Raw genomic sequence first — 16314 nt, 5'->3', positions numbered from 1 at the left:
AGGAGCCTGTACCGTGTCCCACGGCACGTGATGTGATCTGAAGCACTCGTCCGAAACGACGAGATGCGCGCCACCGATCGTGCCTACAGTTCGTCCGAACGCAACCTACGGTGCCGTAGGCTGGAGTGCGTCAATCAACCACGGAGGGAAATCGGAATGACGCGAGTCATGACTCAGCTGGAGCTACTGCGCGAGCTGGAGCCCGTAGCGGAGGCGAACGTCAACCGACACCTCTCCATGGCGCGCGACTGGCACCCCCACGACTACGTGCCGTGGGACGAGGGCCGCAACTTCGCGGCCATGGGCGGCGTGGACTGGGACCCGGAGCAGTCGCGGCTCGGTGAGGTCGCCAAGGCGGCGATGATCACGAACCTGCTGACCGAGGACAACCTGCCGTCCTATCACCGCGAGATCGCCGAGAACTTCTCCCGCGACGGCGCCTGGGGTACGTGGGTCGGCCGTTGGACCGCCGAGGAGAACCGGCACGGCATCGTCATGCGCGACTACCTGGTCGTGACCCGCGGTGTCGACCCGGTCGCGCTCGAGAACGCCCGCATGGAACACATGACCAACGGATTCTCCTCGCCCGGCGACACCGGAATGCTGCACTCGGTCGCGTACGTGACGTTCCAGGAACTGGCCACCCGGGTCTCGCACCGCAACACCGGCAAGGCGTGCGACGAGCCGATCGCCGACAAGATGCTCCAGCGCATCGCAGCGGACGAGAACCTGCACATGATCTTCTACCGCAACATCTGCGAGGCCGCACTCGACGTCGCGCCCGTCCAGACACTGCAGGCGATCACCCAGGTTCTGAAGAACTTCCAGATGCCCGGTGCGGGAATGCCGAACTTCCGCCGCAACGGCGTGCTCATGGCCAAGCACGGCATCTACGACCTGCGCCAGCACCTGGACGAGGTCGTCCAGCCGGTGCTGCGCAAGTGGAACATCTTCGAGCGCGACTTCGGGGCCGACGGCGCCGAGACCCTCGACGAGCTGGGCACGTTCCTCGAAGAACTGGAACGTCAGGCCGTGAAGTTCGAGGAGATGCGCGACCGCTCGCTGGCCCGTGAGGCCGCGCGCCGCGGACGCGTCGAAGCCGCGGTCTGACCGCGGCGATTCCGTGCCGGTGGCGTCCACCGGATATCCTGTGCCCGGCACCGAACGATTTCGGCGCCGGGCACAGTTGCTCAGTTCGGGCGGAATCTCGCCCCTGCTTCCGACATCGTTTCTTTCCGAGGTTTGCATGTCCCGCCTTCGCATCGGCTCGCTCGAACTCGACAGTCCGGTCGTGCTGGCCCCGATGGCCGGGGTCACCAACGTCGCGTTCCGCACCCTGTGCCGTGAACTCGAGCTCGAACGCGCCGGCAGCACGTCGGGCCTGTACGTGTGCGAGATGGTGACCGCCCGCGCGCTCGTCGAACGCCATCCCGTGACGATGCACATGACGACCTTCGGTCCCACCGAAACGCCGCGGTCGCTGCAGCTCTACACGGTCGACCCCGACATCACGTACGCCGCGGCGAAGATGATCGTCGACGAGAATCTCGCCGACCACATCGACATGAACTTCGGCTGCCCCGTCCCGAAGGTGACCCGCAAGGGCGGCGGTTCCGCGCTGCCGTACAAGCGCCGCCTGTTCGGCCAGATCGTCGCGGCCGCGGTCCGGGCGACCGAGGGCACCGACATCCCCGTGACCGTCAAGTTCCGCATCGGCATCGACGACGAGCATCACACCCATCTCGACGCCGGACGCATCGCCGCGGCCGAGGGCGCCGCCGCGGTGGCCCTGCACGCCCGCACCGCGGCCCAGCGCTACTCCGGCACCGCCGACTGGAACGAGATCGCGCGCCTCAAGGAACACGTCACCGGTGTGCCGGTGCTCGGCAACGGCGACATCTTCGACGCCACCGACGCCGCGAAGATGATGGAGCAGACCGGATGCGACGGCGTCGTCGTCGGCCGCGGCTGCCTCGGTCGCCCGTGGTTGTTCGCGGAGCTGTCGGCCGCACTGAACGGCCGGGAGATCCCCACTCCCCCGACGCTCGGGGAGGTCGCGCAGATCATGCGGCGTCATGCCCGGCTGCTCGCCGATCACCACGGTGAGGACAAGGGCATGCGGGAGATCCGCAAGCACATCGCCTGGTACATGCGCGGGTTCCCCGCCGGATCCGATCTGCGCAACGGGCTCGCGCGCGTCTCGAGCCTCGCCGAACTCGACGACCTGCTCGGTCGCCTCGATCCCGACGTGCCGTTCCCGAAGGACGCCGAAGGGCCCCGCGGCCGCCAGGGTTCGCCCAGTGCGGTGGCCCTGCCCGACGGATGGCTCGACGACCCCGAGGACACCCTGGTGCCCGCCGGTGCCGACATGATGCATTCGGGCGGCTAGATCGCACAGGCGCATACCGGCACCTGACGCGCCGGACCGGCGAAGATACCGAGCATTCCGTCGGACATCTCGATGCAATACTCGTCGGTCAGTATCATGACGGGGTCGCCGACACGGCGGATGCAACGAGAAGCGGGACATCCGCGGAGAGGCGAGGGATCGGTGGGTGAGGAGCACGACTCGGGCCTGCCCGACTCTCGCGCTCCCTGGGAACGTCCGATCGCGCACACCGGCCGCGTGGAGCGACAGGACCCCGACCAGCCGCATCGACGGCACAGCGCTCCCGAGGCGACGTCCCGCCGAACCGAAGGCCGCAACCGCAGGGCCGCGCAGCCCGGCGATTCCGAGCAGCTCACCGTCGCCGACCTGATGAACAAGGTGGGCCGCGACAGCGCCCCCGTGGAACGCCGCGAGCAGGCCGCTCCCCCACCCGATCGGACACCTGCGCCGACACCCCCGCCGACACCACCTGCGCCGATGCCACCCGTGGCCCGACGCGAACCGCCGGCGCCGGTACCGCCCCCGGTTCCGCCGGCACCGCCCGTGCGGTCGATGCCCGTGTCCCGGCCGGTTCCGCCTGCCCGGCCCGCACCGTCGCCGCCGGAGTCGGCCGCCGAACAGACCCGGATCGCAGAACCACCCCGGGTTCCCGAACCAGCCCGGGGTGCCGCCCAGCCCCGGGCCGAGAGACCACCGGTCGTCGAACCACCGCGGGTCACCGCGACGACGCTGCCACCCCCGCGCCGACCGCGCAGCGAACCGGTGGCTCCGGACGACGAACCGACCGTGCAGATCGAGGCGGTGGCTCCGGGCGAGTCCGTCGAGCCCCCGGAACAGCCGGAGGAACGCACAGGCGCGGACACACGGAAGCCGCCGGGCAGGACCGACGGGCTCAGCCGGCTCGCGCTCAGCAAACGCAGACGCAGGTCCCGGCTCGCAGCTCTGGGCCGGACAGGAGTTGCCCTCGCGTCGGTGCTGACCTTGGTCGGCACCGGCGGCATCTGGGGCTACATGCGGTCCACCGAGGCAGGCTTCTCCCAGATCGCCGCGCTGGACACCGAGTCCACCGACATCGTCGACCCGGTCGGGCAGACCGGCGACGAGACCTACCTGATCGTCGGTACCGACACCCGGGCCGGGGCGAGCGGCTCGATCGGCGCCGGCACGGTGGAGGACGCGGAGGGTGCACGTGCCGACACCGTCATCCTCGTCAACATCCCTGCGGATCGCAGCCGGGTCGTCGCGGTGTCGTTCCCCCGCGACCTCGATGTGGAACGTCCCGTGTGCCGCGGCTGGGACAGCGTCACCGGCGACTACTCGACCGACATCTATCCGGAGGCCGAGGGCGACAAACTCAACGCGACCTACGCGCTGGGCGGACCGAAGTGCCTGGTGAAGGTGATCCAGAAGATGTCCGGTCTGAAGATCGGACATTTCGTGGGGATCGACTTCGCCGGGTTCGAATCCATGGTCGACGGGATCGGCGGCGTCGAGGTGTGCACCACCGCACCGCTGATCGACGGCGAGCTCGGTGAGATCCTCCCGAACGCGGGCCGGCAGACGCTCGACGGCCGGAAGGCCTTGGACTACGTCCGCGCCCGCAAGGTCGAAGCCGAGGGCAACGGCGACTACGGCCGGATCGCCCGGCAGCAGAAGTTCCTGTCGTCCCTCCTGCGGTCGGCGCTGTCCAACAAGGTGCTGCTCGATCCCGGCAAGCTCAACGGCTTCATCAACGCGTTCACCCAGGCCACCTTCGTCGAGAACGTCAACACCGAGTCGCTGGTCAAACTCGGCCGTTCCCTGCAGAACGTCGACGCCGGTGCGGTCACCTTCCTGACCGTGCCGACGGACGGCACCAACGACTGGGGCAACGAGATCCCGCGCCTGGACGACATCAAGGCGATCTTCCAGGCCATCATCGATGACGAGCCGCTGCCCGGCGAGAAGCGGGACGAACCCGAACCGAGCGAAACCGCGGCCGAGGCCACGACGGCGGCACCGTCGGGGCCGGCACCGGTGCTGCCGGCCCAGGAATTCGTCGACACGTCGTACATCACGCTGCAGGTGTCCAACGCCTCCGGTGAAGCCGGTCTCGCCGCGCGGACCGCGGAGACGCTGGGCGCGTACGGCTACTCCATCTACGCCGTCGGCAACTACTCCGGCACCAGCGCGCAGACGATCGTGCGGTTCACCCCCGGCCAGGAAGCCGAAGCCGCCACGGTCGCCTCGATGATCCCCGGTGCCGTGCTCCAGAAGCTGTCGTCCTCCGCCGATCGTCTCGGCGTCGTCGAGGTCGTGCTCGGGTCGGGCTTCGACGGCACGATCGCGGAACCTCGGCTTCCCGGCACGCTCCTGAAGCCCATGCCCGTCGAGGACGCCCCCGCGGACGCGATCGAGCTTCCCGTCGATCTCGCGGTGACGAACGCCGGCGACGACTCCTGCAGCTGACCGGTCACGATCCGCGCCCGACCGCTCGGCCCGGTCGTTCACCGAGCATTCACCCAGCGCTTGTGACGTGGCTTTCTCACCGCCGTAGGCTGTGAAATTATGCGCGTCGCCTACAACGAACAGATGACAGAGCTCGCCGACCTCCTCGGCGAGATGGCCGGGCTGGCCGGCCTCGCCATGGAACGGGCCACCGATGCCCTCCTCCATGCCGATCTGCCACTGGCCGAGATCGTCATCGGTGAGCACGACAAGATCACCGAACTCAGTGCGCTCTGCGAGGAGAAGGCCTTTGCGCTCCTCGCCCTCCAGGGGCCGGTCGCCGGCGACCTGCGGGCCGTCGTCAGCGCCATCCAGATCGTCGCCGACATCGACCGGATGGGGGCGCTGGCCCTGCACGTGGCGAAGGCCACGCGCCGGCGCCACCCCAACCACGTGCTGCCCGAGGAAGTGAACGGCTACTTCGCCGAGATGGGGCGCATCGCCGTGGCACTGGGCGCGGCCACCAAGGAAATCCTCGAGACCCGCGACCCCGAGCGGGCGGCGCGGCTCCACGAGGAGGACGAGGCGATGGACGACCTGCACCGTCACCTGTTCAAGGTCCTGATGGACCGGAACTGGGATCACGGGGTCGCCGCCGCCGTCGACGTGACGCTGCTGGGCCGCTTCTACGAGCGTTTCGCCGACCACGCCGTGGAGGTCGGGCGTCGGGTCGTCTTCCTCGTCACCGGCAAGCTGCCGACCGACGACGACTTCCGCGCCTTCCGCAACAAGGTCGACAACCTCACCGTCCACCCGGACGCCGAACAGTAGCCCACGCGACGCAGCGCACGAGTGGGGCCCGGCCGGATTCTCCGGCCGGGCCCCACTCGTTCCGGAACTCGGTGGATGCCTATCCGAAGCGGCCCGAGATGTAGTCCTCGGTGGCCTTCTGCGTCGGGTTGGAGAAGATCTTCTCGGTGTCGTCGATCTCGACGAGCCTGCCCGGCTTGCCGGTGGCCTCGAGATTGAAGAACGCGGTCTGGTCGCTCACCCGCGCGGCCTGCTGCATGTTGTGGGTGACGATGACGATCGTGAAGTCCCGCTTGAGTTCGGTGATCAGGTCCTCGATGGCGAGGGTCGAGATCGGGTCGAGCGCCGAGCACGGCTCGTCCATGAGCAGCACGTCCGGCGAGACCGCGATCGCCCGGGCGATGCACAGGCGCTGCTGCTGACCACCCGACAGTCCGCCGCCCGGCTTGTCGAGCCGGTCCTTGACCTCGTTCCACAGGTTCGCGCCGCGCAGCGACTTCTCGGCGATCTCGTCGAGCTTCTTCTTGTCCCGCAGACCCTGCAGTTTCAGGCCGGCGACGACGTTGTCGCGGATCGACATCGTGGGGAACGGATTGGGGCGCTGGAACACCATGCCGATGGTCTTGCGCACGCCGACCGGATCGACCGACGGGTCGTAGATGTCCTCGCCGTCGAGCAGCACCGACCCTTCGACGCGCGCGCCCGGGGTCACCTCGTGCATGCGGTTGAGTGATCGCAGCACCGTCGACTTGCCGCAGCCCGACGGGCCGATGAACGCGGTGACACTGCGCGGAGGCACCGACAGGGTCACGTCGGACACGGCGTGGAACTTGCCGTAGTAGATGTTGACGTCCTTCAGGTCCAGACGCTTGGCCATTGTCGGCTCCCTAAATGGTGTTTCGAACTCGACGAGTGGTGGCGGGCGGGCCGGCTACTTCGAGGTGCCGATCTGCGAGAAGCGGCCGATGAGCTTGGCGGCGATGTTGAGCACGGCGATGACCAGGATGAGGGTCAGGGCGGCGCCCCAGATGCGCATGGAACCGGCTTCGGTGGGGTTGTTCATCTCGGCGACCATGACGCCCGGCAGCGAGCCCATCTCACCGCCGAACAGGTTGAAGTTGATGAAGGGTGCGTAGCCGACCAGGATCAGCAGCGGCGCGGTCTCGCCCATGACGCGGGCCAGCGCGAGCATGATGCCGGTGATGATGCCGGGCAGCGCGGTCGGCAGCACGATGCGGGCGATCGTCTTCCACTTCGGGACGCCGAGGGCGTACGACGCTTCACGCAGATCCTGCGGCACGATGCGCAGCATCTCCTCGGTGCTGCGCACCACGACGGGCACCATGAGCAGCACCAGCGCCAGCGACACCGCCAGCGCCGACTTCGGGAATCCGAAGGTGGTGATCCACAGGGCGTAGATGAACAGTGCCGCGACGATCGAGGGAACACCGCTGAGGATGTCCACCATGAACGTGGTGATCCGGGCGAGTTTCGAATCGCCCGCGTACTCGACGAGGTAGATCGCGACGAACACGCCGATCGGGATGGAGATGAGCGCGCAGACCAGTCCCTGCATGAGTGTGCCGACGAGCGCGTGGTAGATGCCGCCGCCGGTCGACGAGGCGGTCAGGCCGCTGAGCGAATGGGTGAACCACGTTGCGGAGAGCAGCGCGGGCAGGCCCTTCGCGATCACGGTGACGAGCACCCACGCGAGCGGCACCAGCGCGACCAGCACCGAGAGGGTGACGAGGACGGTCGCGGTGTAGTCGGCCAGACGCCGGCGTACTCCCACACCTCGGAAGGTCGGCCCCTTGACGGGGGCGTCGAGAACGGTGGTCGACATCGGTCAGTTCCTCTTTCCGGCGACGATCATGCGGGCCGCGGCGTTGACCACGAAGGTGAGCACGAACAGGACCAGGCCCGCGGCGATGTAGGCACCGGCCTGGATGTCGTTGTTGAACTCGGCGTACCCGAGGGCGATCTTGGAGGCGATCGTCGAGCCTGCGTCGAACAGCGACCACGAGAACGCCTGCGACGTGGTGCGCAGGATCATGTACAGGGCCATCGTCTCGCCGAGCGCGCGGCCGAGGCCCAGCATCGATCCGCTGATGTAACCGGACTTGCCGAACGGGATGACCGTGGTCTTCACGACCTCCCAGCGGGTGGCGCCGAGCGCGAGCGCGGCCTCGATGTGCGCGATCGGAGTCTGCACGAACACCTCGCGGCTGACTGCGGCGATGGTCGGCAGGATCATCACGGCGAGGACGATTCCGGCGGTGAAGATGGTCCCGCCGCCGACGATGGACCCGGAACCGTCCGCGAACAACGGGAACCAGCCGAGGCTGTCGTTGAGCCACTGCGCGAACGGGCGGATGGCCGGCGCGAGCACCAGCAGACCCCACAGGCCGTACACGATCGACGGCACCGCGGCCAGCAGATCGATGACGTACGCGAGGGGTTGCCTGATCCGGTCGGGGCAGTAGGAGGTCAGGAAGATGGCGATGCCCAGCGCCACGGGCATCGCGAGAATCAGCGCGAACACCGACACCAGGACCGTGACCTGGAACAGGTCGAGCACTCCGAAGGCCATCTTCTCGATGTCCTGCGTGACCCACTCACGGCTGGTGAGGAAGTTGGCGGTGTTGCGCTGCAGTGCCGGGACCGCCCGCCACACCAGGAACACGGCGATGGCGCCGATGATCAGCGAGACCAGGACGGCCGACCCGGCGGCCAGCGAACCGAAGATCCTGTCGCCGGGTCTGCTCACCGGTTTCCGGCGGCCGGGGTCGGGAACTGTAATCGTGGCCTCCGGGATGCTGCCGTGCGGTCCGCCCGCCCCCGCACCCTCGGAATCGAGGATCGGGGTGCGAGGTGCCGAAGTGGTGGGCGCGTCACTCATCTGCGCTCGCAATCTCTCTAGGCATGAATATAGTTCCGGGCGGTCGTTGCACTGCAGCGGATCAGGCGATGGCGTCGATGGACTCGGTCAGCTTGGTCTTGAACGAATCCGGCAGCGGGACGTAGCCCTGTTCCGCCAGACCCGCCTGTCCCTCGTTGGCGGCGCTCGTGAGGAACGACTTGACCGCGGCCGACGTGTCGGCGTCGTAGCCGGCGGAGCACACGATCTCGTAGGTGGCGAGGACCAGCGGGTACGCACCGGCTTCGGTGCTGCCGTAGATCGAGGACAGGTCGAGGGTGAGGTCGCCGCCGCCGGTGCTCGCGAACGCGGCGCCCTCGATGGCCTTGCCGGCGGTCTGCGCGGTGAGTTCGACCGGGCCGGAACCGTTGTCGATCTGCGCGATGCTGAGGCCGTTCTGCTCGGCGAAGGAGCTCTCGACGTAGGTGATCGCACCCGGCGTGCTCGCGACGGCCTGCGCGACACCGGCGGAGCCCTTCGCGCCCTCGCCGACACCGCCGGTGAAGTCGGAGCCGGCGCCGGTGGTCCAGGCACCGGCCGAAGCGGCTTCGAGGTACTGCTGGAAGTTGTCGGTGGTACCCGAGGAATCGGAGCGGACGATCGGGGCGATGGCCGAATCCGGCAGGGCCGCACCGTTGTTCAGCGCGGCGATGGCCGGATCGTTCCACCTGGTGATGCCACCGTCGAAGATCTTCGCGATGGTGGGTCCGTCGAGCACGAGGTTGTCGACACCCTCGAGGTTGTAGGCGATGGCGACCGGGCCGAACACGAGCGGCAGGTTCCAGGCCGGGTTGCCGGCGCACCGCTCGGCGGCCTGCGCAGCCTGCTCACCCTTGATCGCGGAGTCCGAGCCGGCGAAGTCGATCTGCTTCGCGATGAACTGGGTGCGGCCGTCACCGGATCCGGACGGGTTGTACGCGACGTTGACGTTCGCGTCCTTCTGCGAGCACACCGCGATGTAGGTGGAGACGAACGCGTCCATGGCGTTCTTCTGGGCGGAGGACCCTGCGGCCGACAGCGTCGGCTTGCCCTCGCACGTCGCGGCCGAGGCGGATGCGTCGACGTCGACGTCGGCGGAGTTGTCGTCGGTACCGCACGCGGCGAGTGTGACGGCTCCTGCGGCCAGCGCGCCGAACAGGGCGCCGCTGCGCTTGAAGTTCACCTTGTCTCCTCCGGAATTCACTACCGGGCGGACACCGGTCGGTTCCGGTGCCGGGCCGAGTGGCTCGACCCGTAGCGAAGCTAGAGGCGGACAGTGGCCGATCAGGGGACCGTCGGTGAACGGAAGGTTAACCGGCACCGAACACATGATGGGTGTATCGGGTCCGTCACAGTCCGTTCACCGACGACGGTGACACCGGTCACGCGGTCACGAGGTGGGCTCGGTGTCCCGCGCGTAGGCGACGTCGACGTGGAACCGGTCGAAGCCGAGCCGGCCGTAGGTGTTCAGCGCCGCCGTGTTGTCGCCCTCGACGTACAGCAGGACCGTTCCCGGGCCGCGGTCGCGCAGATACTGCAGCCCCGCCAGCGTCAGCAACCGGCCGAGGCCGCGACCCTGCGCCTGCGGGTCGATGCCCACCACGTACACCTCGCCGAGTGCCGGTTCGGTGTCGGTGGCGGCGTGCACCTTCGTCCAGTGGAAGCCGAGCAGTCGCTCGGGGTCTGCGCGGTCGAACGCCAGGAACAACCCGGCCGGGTCGAACCAGGGTTCGGCGCGGCGTTCGGCGACATCGGTCTCGGTCCAGCGGCCCTGTTCCGGGTGCCACGCGAATGCGGCCGCGTTGACCCGCAGCAGTTCGGCGTCGTCCTCGGGCCCGCGGTAGGTGCGCACGAGCAGGTCGTCCGGGACCTCGACGCCGGGCAGTTCCGGGGAGGTGAGGGAGCGGCGCATCTGCAGCAGTTCGCGTACTCCGGAAAGCCCGAGGCCGGCCGCGACCGCGCGCGCCGCGGGCAGGTCGCCGTGAGCCCAGACCCGGGTACCGGCACCCCCGGCCGCCAGGGCGGCCTCGACGAGTTGTGTGCCGAGCCCGCGACCGCGGTGGGCGGGATCGACGACGACCTCGGCCATCGCGCTGTGTTCGCCGTGGCCGGGCACGAGGACCGCCCAGCCCGCGACCTCACCGTCGGCACGCACGACGAGGTGACGGGTGTCGTCGTCGCGGCCGAGCGAGTGCACGCCCTGTTCCGAGACGGGAGCGGTGCCGTCGGCGGCGGTCGCGCGGTCGAGGACCGCGCGTACTGCGGCGGCGACGTCGGGTGACGGACGAGTGTCGAATTCCATCCCGCCGAGGTTAGTCGGCGAACTCGGTCTCGGGGTCCTCGAACTCGACGGTGGGGACGCCGCCCTTGCCGGACTTGGTCGTGGGCCGCACCGCCTTGTAACCGACGTTGCGGACGGTGCCGATCAGCGACTCGTACTCCGGCCCCAGCTTGGCGCGCAGGCGCCGGACGTGGACGTCGACGGTGCGGGTGCCGCCGAAGAAGTCGTATCCCCACACCTCCTGCAGCAACTGGGCACGGGTGAACACCCTGCCGGCGTGCTGTGCGAGGTACTTGAGGAGTTCGAACTCCTTGTACGTCAGGTCGAGCGGGCGACCGCGCAACCGGGCGGTGTAGGTGCCTTCGTCGATGGTCAGCTCACCGAGCGTGATCTTGCCGGTGTTCTCGGGCGCGACCGCACCACCGGAACGACCGAGCAGCAGCCGCAGCCGCGCATCGAGTTCGGCGGGCCCGGTGCTGGTGAGCAGGATGTCGTCGAGACCCCATTCCGGGTTGACCGCCACCAGACCGCCTTCGGTGAGCACGGCGACGACGGGAACCGCCGAGCCGGTGCTGCCGAGCAGTCGGCACAGTCCGCGGGCCGCGGCCAGGTCGGTGCGGGCATCGACGATCGCGATGTCCGCCGAACCCGCCTCCAGCAGAGACGACACTTCGGTCGGCGCGGGCCGGACGGAATGCGCCAGCAGCGCCAGCGACGGCAACACCGCGTCCGGGTTGGGGTCGGAGGTCAGCAGGAGCAGTTCCACCGGGCCTCCATTCTTGGTGTCACGAGGGCGCTCATTCACGTATGAACGACGCGCTACAGATTAGCCCCCCTTTTGTTACCGCCGTGTAAGCAGCCGAATGGCGCGCGTCGTTGCGTCGGTAACAATGGTCTGGTGCGGAAACTGATCCTCGGCCTCGTCGTCCTCCTGGGACTCGCCCTTCTCGTCGATTTCGGCGCGGCGGCGTGGTCCGAGTACCGGGTCTCGCGTGCCTTGCGCGAGGGCGGCGCCCTGACCGCCGATCCCGCGGTGACCATCCACGGCTTCCCGTTCCTGCAGCAGGCCCGCAACGGCCACTACGAGAACGTCGAGATCCGCGCCCAGGGCGTCCACAGCGACATGCTCGGCGACATCACCGTCGAGGCGAACCTGATCGGTGCGCACGCGCAGGCCGCGGACCTGCTCGACGGGTCGATCCGGTCGGTGCCGGTGGACCTGCTCTACGGGCGTGTCCGCATCGACGCGACCGAACTGGGACGCCTCTACAACATCCCTGACCTGCAGATTTCCGCTCCGCCGGCCAGCAAATCGGACGGCACCGGAGGCTCCGGCGGGTCCGGCCCGACGACCGCCGGCGGCGTCGTGCTCACCGGCACCGTCCCGGTCGGTCCGGTCACCGCGCAGGTGAGCGTCCAGGCAGATCTGCTGCTCGACGACGACAGCGTCCGCATCGTCGCCTCGGATCTGTACTTCGGACCGGAGGGCAACGCCGACTTCACGGTGCCCGATCCGCTGAAGCCCGTCGTGCTCGGTCTGTTCACCACCACGATCGAACCGCAGGATCTGCCGTTCGGTGTGTATCCGACGTCGGTGGAGGCGCGCGGCTCGCAGATCGTCATCGAGGGTGAAGCCCGCGATACCGTCATCGACCTCGAGGAAGTGCAGCGACTGTGACCGGAATCATCGTTCTTCTCGTGGTCCTCGTCGCCGCCCTCGGGGTGGGCACGGTCCTGCGGTCGCGGTCCGGCGCCGTGCGCGAGGTCGCCGCCGAATCGGACACGGCCGGCGTCGACCCGCTGCTCTCCGCGCTCGGAATCGGTGACGGCCCGGAACCGGTGGTGCTGCACTTCTCCGCACCGTGGTGCGGCCCGTGCAGCGCCGTGCGCCGCGTCGTCACGCAGGTCGTCGACAATTTCGCGGCCACGCAGGACGGCCTGCCGATTCCCCGGGACGTCGAGGTCGATCTCGACGAAAATCCGGAGCTGGCAAAGAAATTGGGAGTTCTGTCGCTGCCGACGACGTTCCTGTTCGGCGCGGACGGCACCGAACGGTTCCGGGTTTCGGGAGTTCCGACCGCGGCGGATCTGACATCTGCCCTGGTGCCGTTGCGTGCCCCTGGGGATTTGCTTTCCTGAGAACTTCGCTACACTCCCTGACGTGCATTACCGCCAAGAGCTGATGCTCACCCGACGCCGCGCAGTCGATCTGTGCCGCCTCGGTGGCTGTTGTTGTTCCTGCTGATCACCTCGACCTCGACGTCCATCACCCTCCGGTACGTCACCAGCACACGCCCGATGTGATCGCCCCGCGGTCCACCGACCGCATCCGGCACCTCGATCCCGCTACGAGCGCGCCCTCGAATCCCGCAGGAGCACTCCGATGTCCGTTCCAATTCCACAATCCCGCACCGTCGACCAGGTCGACGTCCGCGGCCCCCGGTTCGCCGCCTGGGTCACCACCGCTGTCCTCGTCGTCGTGCTGATCGTCGCGACGTTCTCCGTCCCGGCAGCCGGCGTACTGCTCGCCGCACAGACCTTGGTGTTCGCACTCGGGGCGGTGTTCGGCCCGCGCCGTAGCCCGTACGGACTGCTCTACGCGACGCTGATCGCGCCGCGTCTGGGAGCACCGACCGAAACCGAGCCCGTGCCGCCGCTGCGTTTCGCGCAGTTCGTCGGTTTCGTGTTCGCCGCCGTCGGTACCGTCGGGTTCCTCGCCGGAGCCGTCGTGGTCGGATCCGTCGCCACCGGGTTCGCACTGTTCGCCGCGCTGCTCAACGCAGCGTTCGGCCTGTGCCTCGGCTGCCGGATCTACCCGCTGGTGACGCGCCTGCGCCCCGCGTCCGCCTGACCCGCCCCCACCGACTTCCTCAGTCACCACCGAAAGGAATATCCATGGCTCGCTCCGACGTCCTGGTCTCTGCAGACTGGGCCGAGCAGAACCTCAACGCGCCGAAGACCGTCTTCATCGAGGTCGACGAGGACACCACCGCCTACGACGGTGGCCACATCCCCGGCGCGATCAAGCTCGACTGGCGCAAGGACCTGCAGGACGGCGTGCGCCGCGACTTCCTGAACCAGGAGCAGTTCTCCGAGCTGCTGTCCGCCAAGGGCGTCGCCAACGACGACACCGTCGTGCTGTACGGCGGCAACAACAACTGGTTCGCGGCCTACGCGTACTGGTACTTCAAGCTGTACGGCCACCAGGACATCAAGCTGATCGACGGCGGCCGCAAGAAGTGGGAGCTCGACGGTCGTGAGCTGTCGAAGGAGCCCGTCACCCGCCCGGCCACCGAGTACAAGGCCGCCGCGCCGGACACCTCGATCCGCGCGTTCCGCGACGACGTGATCGCCGCGATCGGCAAGGCCAACCTGGTCGACGTGCGCTCCCCCGACGAGTACTCCGGCAAGATCCTCGCGCCGGCGCACCTCCCGCAGGAGCAGGCGCAGCAGCGCGGCCACGTCCCCGGTGCCATCAACATCCCGTGGAGCACCACCGCCAACGAGGACGGCACCTTCAAGTCCGACGAGGACCTTGCAAAGCTGTACGCGGACAAGGGATTCGACGACTCCAAGGAGACCATCGCCTACTGCCGCATCGGCGAGCGCTCGAGCCACACCTGGTTCGTGCTGCAGGAGATCCTCGGCAAGAAGAACGTCAAGAACTACGACGGCAGCTGGGTCGAGTACGGCTCGCTGGTCGGCGCACCGATCGAGTTGGGAGCGTAAGAAACATGTGCGGAGCACCCGTTCAGAGCCAGAGCCTGCCTGCCGGCGTCGACGTCGAGAAGGAAACGGTCATCACCGGCCGGGTCCTCGACGCAGACGGCCAGCCCGTCGGCGGTGCATTCGTGCGCCTGCTCGACGGCACCGATGAGTTCACCGCCGAGGTCGTCGCCTCCGCGACCGGCGACTTCCGCTTCTTCGCCGCGCCCGGCACCTGGAAGGTCCGTGCACTCTCGAGCGTCGGCAACGGCGACTCCACCATCAGCCCGACCGCGGCCGGTGTGCACAACGTCGACGTGACCGTCGCCAAGTAACAAGCACCGACACAGCGAAGGGGCCCCGTTCCGGATCGGAACGGGGCCCCTTCGCTCGGTTCGCGTCAGTTGCCGGCCGGATCCCGGTCCCGCTCGGCGCGGGCGAGCTCGTCCCCGCGCTCGGCGCGGGCAAGCTCACTGATCCAGTCGACGATCTTCTCGCTCTCCCAGTACCACGGGTCGTTGGGGTTGTTGTTCCAGTACGCGATGTGCTGGAAGAACGCGAGGAAGATGTACGGCTTCAGGACGAGATCGACCACGCCGCTGTTGTCCTCGACGAAACCGGCGCCCTCGGCGCGCAGCTTCTCCTGGACGACCGGCATTCCGGGGCCCATGGCCCAGTCCAGCAGCTCCCGGAGCCGCTCGGGGCCGCGGTCCTCGCCGGGCACCCGGCGGCTCTGGTCCGCGACCGTGCGCAGGACGTCGAGCAGCGATTCGTCGGACTGCCACCAGTCCTCCTCGGAGACGATGTGCGCGGCCGCGCGGGCCGCCATCGCGGAGATCACCCGCTCACCGTCGGTGATCGTCTGCAGGGGGTTCGCAAGGGTGAAGCGCATCTGCCCGAGGACGCCGAGCGCCAGTTCGAGGATCGCGATGTCCTCGGGGGCGTCGCACGCGATGTCGTAGGGGCGGCAGGAGTACCGGACGCGGTCGGCGAGGGCGCCGTAGTCGGCGGGTTCGGACGACATGAAACCGCCGCCGGCCGGGCCCGGCTCACCGAACGAATCGGCCCCGGCGGGCCGGTAGGGGTCGCCGATGAGAACGACCCCGGCGACGTCGTCGGGGCTCACGTGGGCATCGGCGGGACGATGCCCGAGTTCCCGGGTGACGCGCTCGACGACCTCCCCACCGACGCTGTAGCCGACGAGCACGAATCGCGTGCTGTCCCCGCACCGAGTCTTCTGCTCGTCGAGGATGCGGTTCGTCGACGCGACCCCCGCGGCCACCGAATCCTGGTAGGTGGGCACGTCCTCGAACAGGCCGAGGCCGTAGGTGGAGGGATAGGGCACGTACATCCATCCCACCGAGCCGGGATCCGCGCTGTTGGCCTCGCCCGCGGGGACGGTCACGTTGCCGACCCAGTTGGACCACAACTGGCGGGTTTCCTCCTCGACCGGATTCCGGTCGGCGGTCGAATCCGTGGCACCCGAGACGGCGACGATCAGCAGGTCCGGGCAGTCGAGCGCCGCGTTGTCGGGATGGATCACCGGACCGGAGCCGGGCAGGCTCGAACCGCTCCCCGGCGCCGCCGCGGCGACGGGCGCGAGCACGGGCACGGAAAGGGCAGCGAGCGCCGCTGCGGACAGAACAGTAGTGCGAAACGGGCGCACGCGACCTCCGAAATGCGTGTGTCCGGCCGATGCTGCCGGATCGGAAGTACCTTATTCGTCCAGCCGGGCCTCCGCACGGTCTGATGCCGACGGCCGATTTTCGTGCCTCACGGCCGCGGTCTAAGATGTGCCCGTGGTCA

General features: G+C 68.6%; 17 protein-coding genes. 10 read left to right on the top strand and 7 right to left on the bottom strand.

The genetic code is table 11. The features are described 5' to 3' along the window. The first annotated feature begins 156 nt into the window (after window positions 1–156). The 4 genes from ACWDUD_RS20010 to phoU all read left to right on the top strand — a co-directional run bounded on the left by ACWDUD_RS20010 (window position 157) and on the right by phoU (window position 5647). Complete coding sequence (locus tag ACWDUD_RS20010) at window positions 157–1110, top strand: acyl-ACP desaturase (RefSeq protein ID WP_450110394.1); 954 nt, start codon at window positions 157–159, stop codon at window positions 1108–1110. A gap of 136 nt (window positions 1111–1246) precedes the next feature. Continuing rightward, window positions 1247–2389, top strand: a complete 1143-nt coding sequence (gene dusB / locus ACWDUD_RS20005) for a tRNA dihydrouridine synthase DusB (RefSeq protein ID WP_450110393.1) — start codon at window positions 1247–1249, stop codon at window positions 2387–2389. A 477-nt stretch (window positions 2390–2866) separates the two neighbouring features. Beyond that, window positions 2867–4837 (top strand): LCP family glycopolymer transferase, encoded by a 1971-nt coding sequence (locus ACWDUD_RS20000; RefSeq protein ID WP_450110429.1) that lies wholly within the window; start codon window positions 2867–2869, stop codon window positions 4835–4837. A gap of 99 nt (window positions 4838–4936) precedes the next feature. Continuing rightward, entirely contained in the window at window positions 4937–5647 is a 711-nt protein-coding gene (gene phoU, locus ACWDUD_RS19995; RefSeq protein WP_450110392.1) for a phosphate signaling complex protein PhoU, read from the top strand. A gap of 79 nt (window positions 5648–5726) precedes the next feature. Here phoU and pstB read toward each other — a convergent pair whose 3' ends face one another. From pstB to ACWDUD_RS19965, 6 genes are all read right to left on the bottom strand, one after another. Further along, window positions 5727–6503, bottom strand: a complete 777-nt coding sequence (pstB, locus tag ACWDUD_RS19990) for a phosphate ABC transporter ATP-binding protein PstB (RefSeq protein WP_450110391.1) — start codon at window positions 6501–6503, stop codon at window positions 5727–5729. A gap of 54 nt (window positions 6504–6557) precedes the next feature. After that, window positions 6558–7469 carry a phosphate ABC transporter permease PstA gene (pstA, locus tag ACWDUD_RS19985; RefSeq protein ID WP_450110390.1) on the bottom strand — a complete coding sequence of 304 codons (912 nt, stop codon included), beginning with the start codon at window positions 7467–7469 and terminating at the stop codon, window positions 6558–6560. 3 nt (window positions 7470–7472) lie between these two features. Continuing rightward, window positions 7473–8525 carry a phosphate ABC transporter permease subunit PstC gene (gene pstC, locus ACWDUD_RS19980; protein ID WP_450110389.1) on the bottom strand — a complete coding sequence of 351 codons (1053 nt, stop codon included), beginning with the start codon at window positions 8523–8525 and terminating at the stop codon, window positions 7473–7475. 61 nt (window positions 8526–8586) lie between these two features. Then, complete coding sequence (pstS, locus tag ACWDUD_RS19975; RefSeq protein ID WP_450110388.1) at window positions 8587–9705, bottom strand: phosphate ABC transporter substrate-binding protein PstS; 1119 nt, start codon at window positions 9703–9705, stop codon at window positions 8587–8589. Between the two features lie 207 nt (window positions 9706–9912). Continuing rightward, a complete protein-coding gene (gene mshD, locus ACWDUD_RS19970; protein WP_450110387.1) occupies window positions 9913–10824 on the bottom strand; it encodes a mycothiol synthase in 912 nt (303 codons plus the stop codon). A gap of 10 nt (window positions 10825–10834) precedes the next feature. Beyond that, on the bottom strand, window positions 10835–11569 hold the full coding sequence (locus ACWDUD_RS19965; RefSeq protein ID WP_420753073.1) for a winged helix-turn-helix transcriptional regulator: 735 nt from the start codon (window positions 11567–11569) through the stop codon (window positions 10835–10837). A 132-nt stretch (window positions 11570–11701) separates the two neighbouring features. Here ACWDUD_RS19965 and ACWDUD_RS19960 point away from each other — a divergent pair, with 132 nt between their 5' ends. The 6 genes from ACWDUD_RS19960 (at window position 11702) to ACWDUD_RS19935 (ending at window position 14843) form a co-directional block, all read left to right on the top strand. Then, complete coding sequence (locus tag ACWDUD_RS19960; RefSeq protein ID WP_450110386.1) at window positions 11702–12481, top strand: LmeA family phospholipid-binding protein; 780 nt, start codon at window positions 11702–11704, stop codon at window positions 12479–12481. Further along, the gene (locus tag ACWDUD_RS19955) at window positions 12478–12942 is read left to right on the top strand and encodes a thioredoxin family protein (protein ID WP_450110385.1); all 465 of its coding nucleotides are present in this window, start codon (window positions 12478–12480) and stop codon (window positions 12940–12942) included. The genes ACWDUD_RS19960 and ACWDUD_RS19955 overlap by 4 nt, the downstream gene beginning before the upstream one ends. Continuing rightward, on the top strand, window positions 12917–13048 hold the full coding sequence (locus ACWDUD_RS19950; protein WP_450110384.1) for a putative leader peptide: 132 nt from the start codon (window positions 12917–12919) through the stop codon (window positions 13046–13048). Before ACWDUD_RS19955 ends, ACWDUD_RS19950 begins: the two co-directional genes overlap by 26 nt. 138 nt (window positions 13049–13186) lie before the next feature. Further along, entirely contained in the window at window positions 13187–13654 is a 468-nt protein-coding gene (locus ACWDUD_RS19945; protein ID WP_450110383.1) for a DUF4395 domain-containing protein, read from the top strand. A gap of 44 nt (window positions 13655–13698) precedes the next feature. Continuing rightward, on the top strand, window positions 13699–14532 hold the full coding sequence (locus ACWDUD_RS19940) for a sulfurtransferase (protein ID WP_450110382.1): 834 nt from the start codon (window positions 13699–13701) through the stop codon (window positions 14530–14532). 5 nt (window positions 14533–14537) lie between these two features. Further along, window positions 14538–14843 (top strand): DUF1416 domain-containing protein, encoded by a 306-nt coding sequence (locus ACWDUD_RS19935; protein WP_197253243.1) that lies wholly within the window; start codon window positions 14538–14540, stop codon window positions 14841–14843. Window positions 14844–14908: 65 nt separating this feature from the next. Here ACWDUD_RS19935 and ACWDUD_RS19930 read toward each other — a convergent pair whose 3' ends face one another. Continuing rightward, window positions 14909–16174, bottom strand: a complete 1266-nt coding sequence (locus ACWDUD_RS19930) for a cutinase family protein (RefSeq protein WP_450110381.1) — start codon at window positions 16172–16174, stop codon at window positions 14909–14911. Window positions 16175–16314 lie beyond the last annotated feature (140 nt).

It is taken from the genome of Rhodococcus sp. NPDC003382 (genome assembly GCF_053589135.1).
Note: the sequence above shows the minus strand (reverse complement) of the source record. Positions and strands in the feature narration are given on the sequence as shown.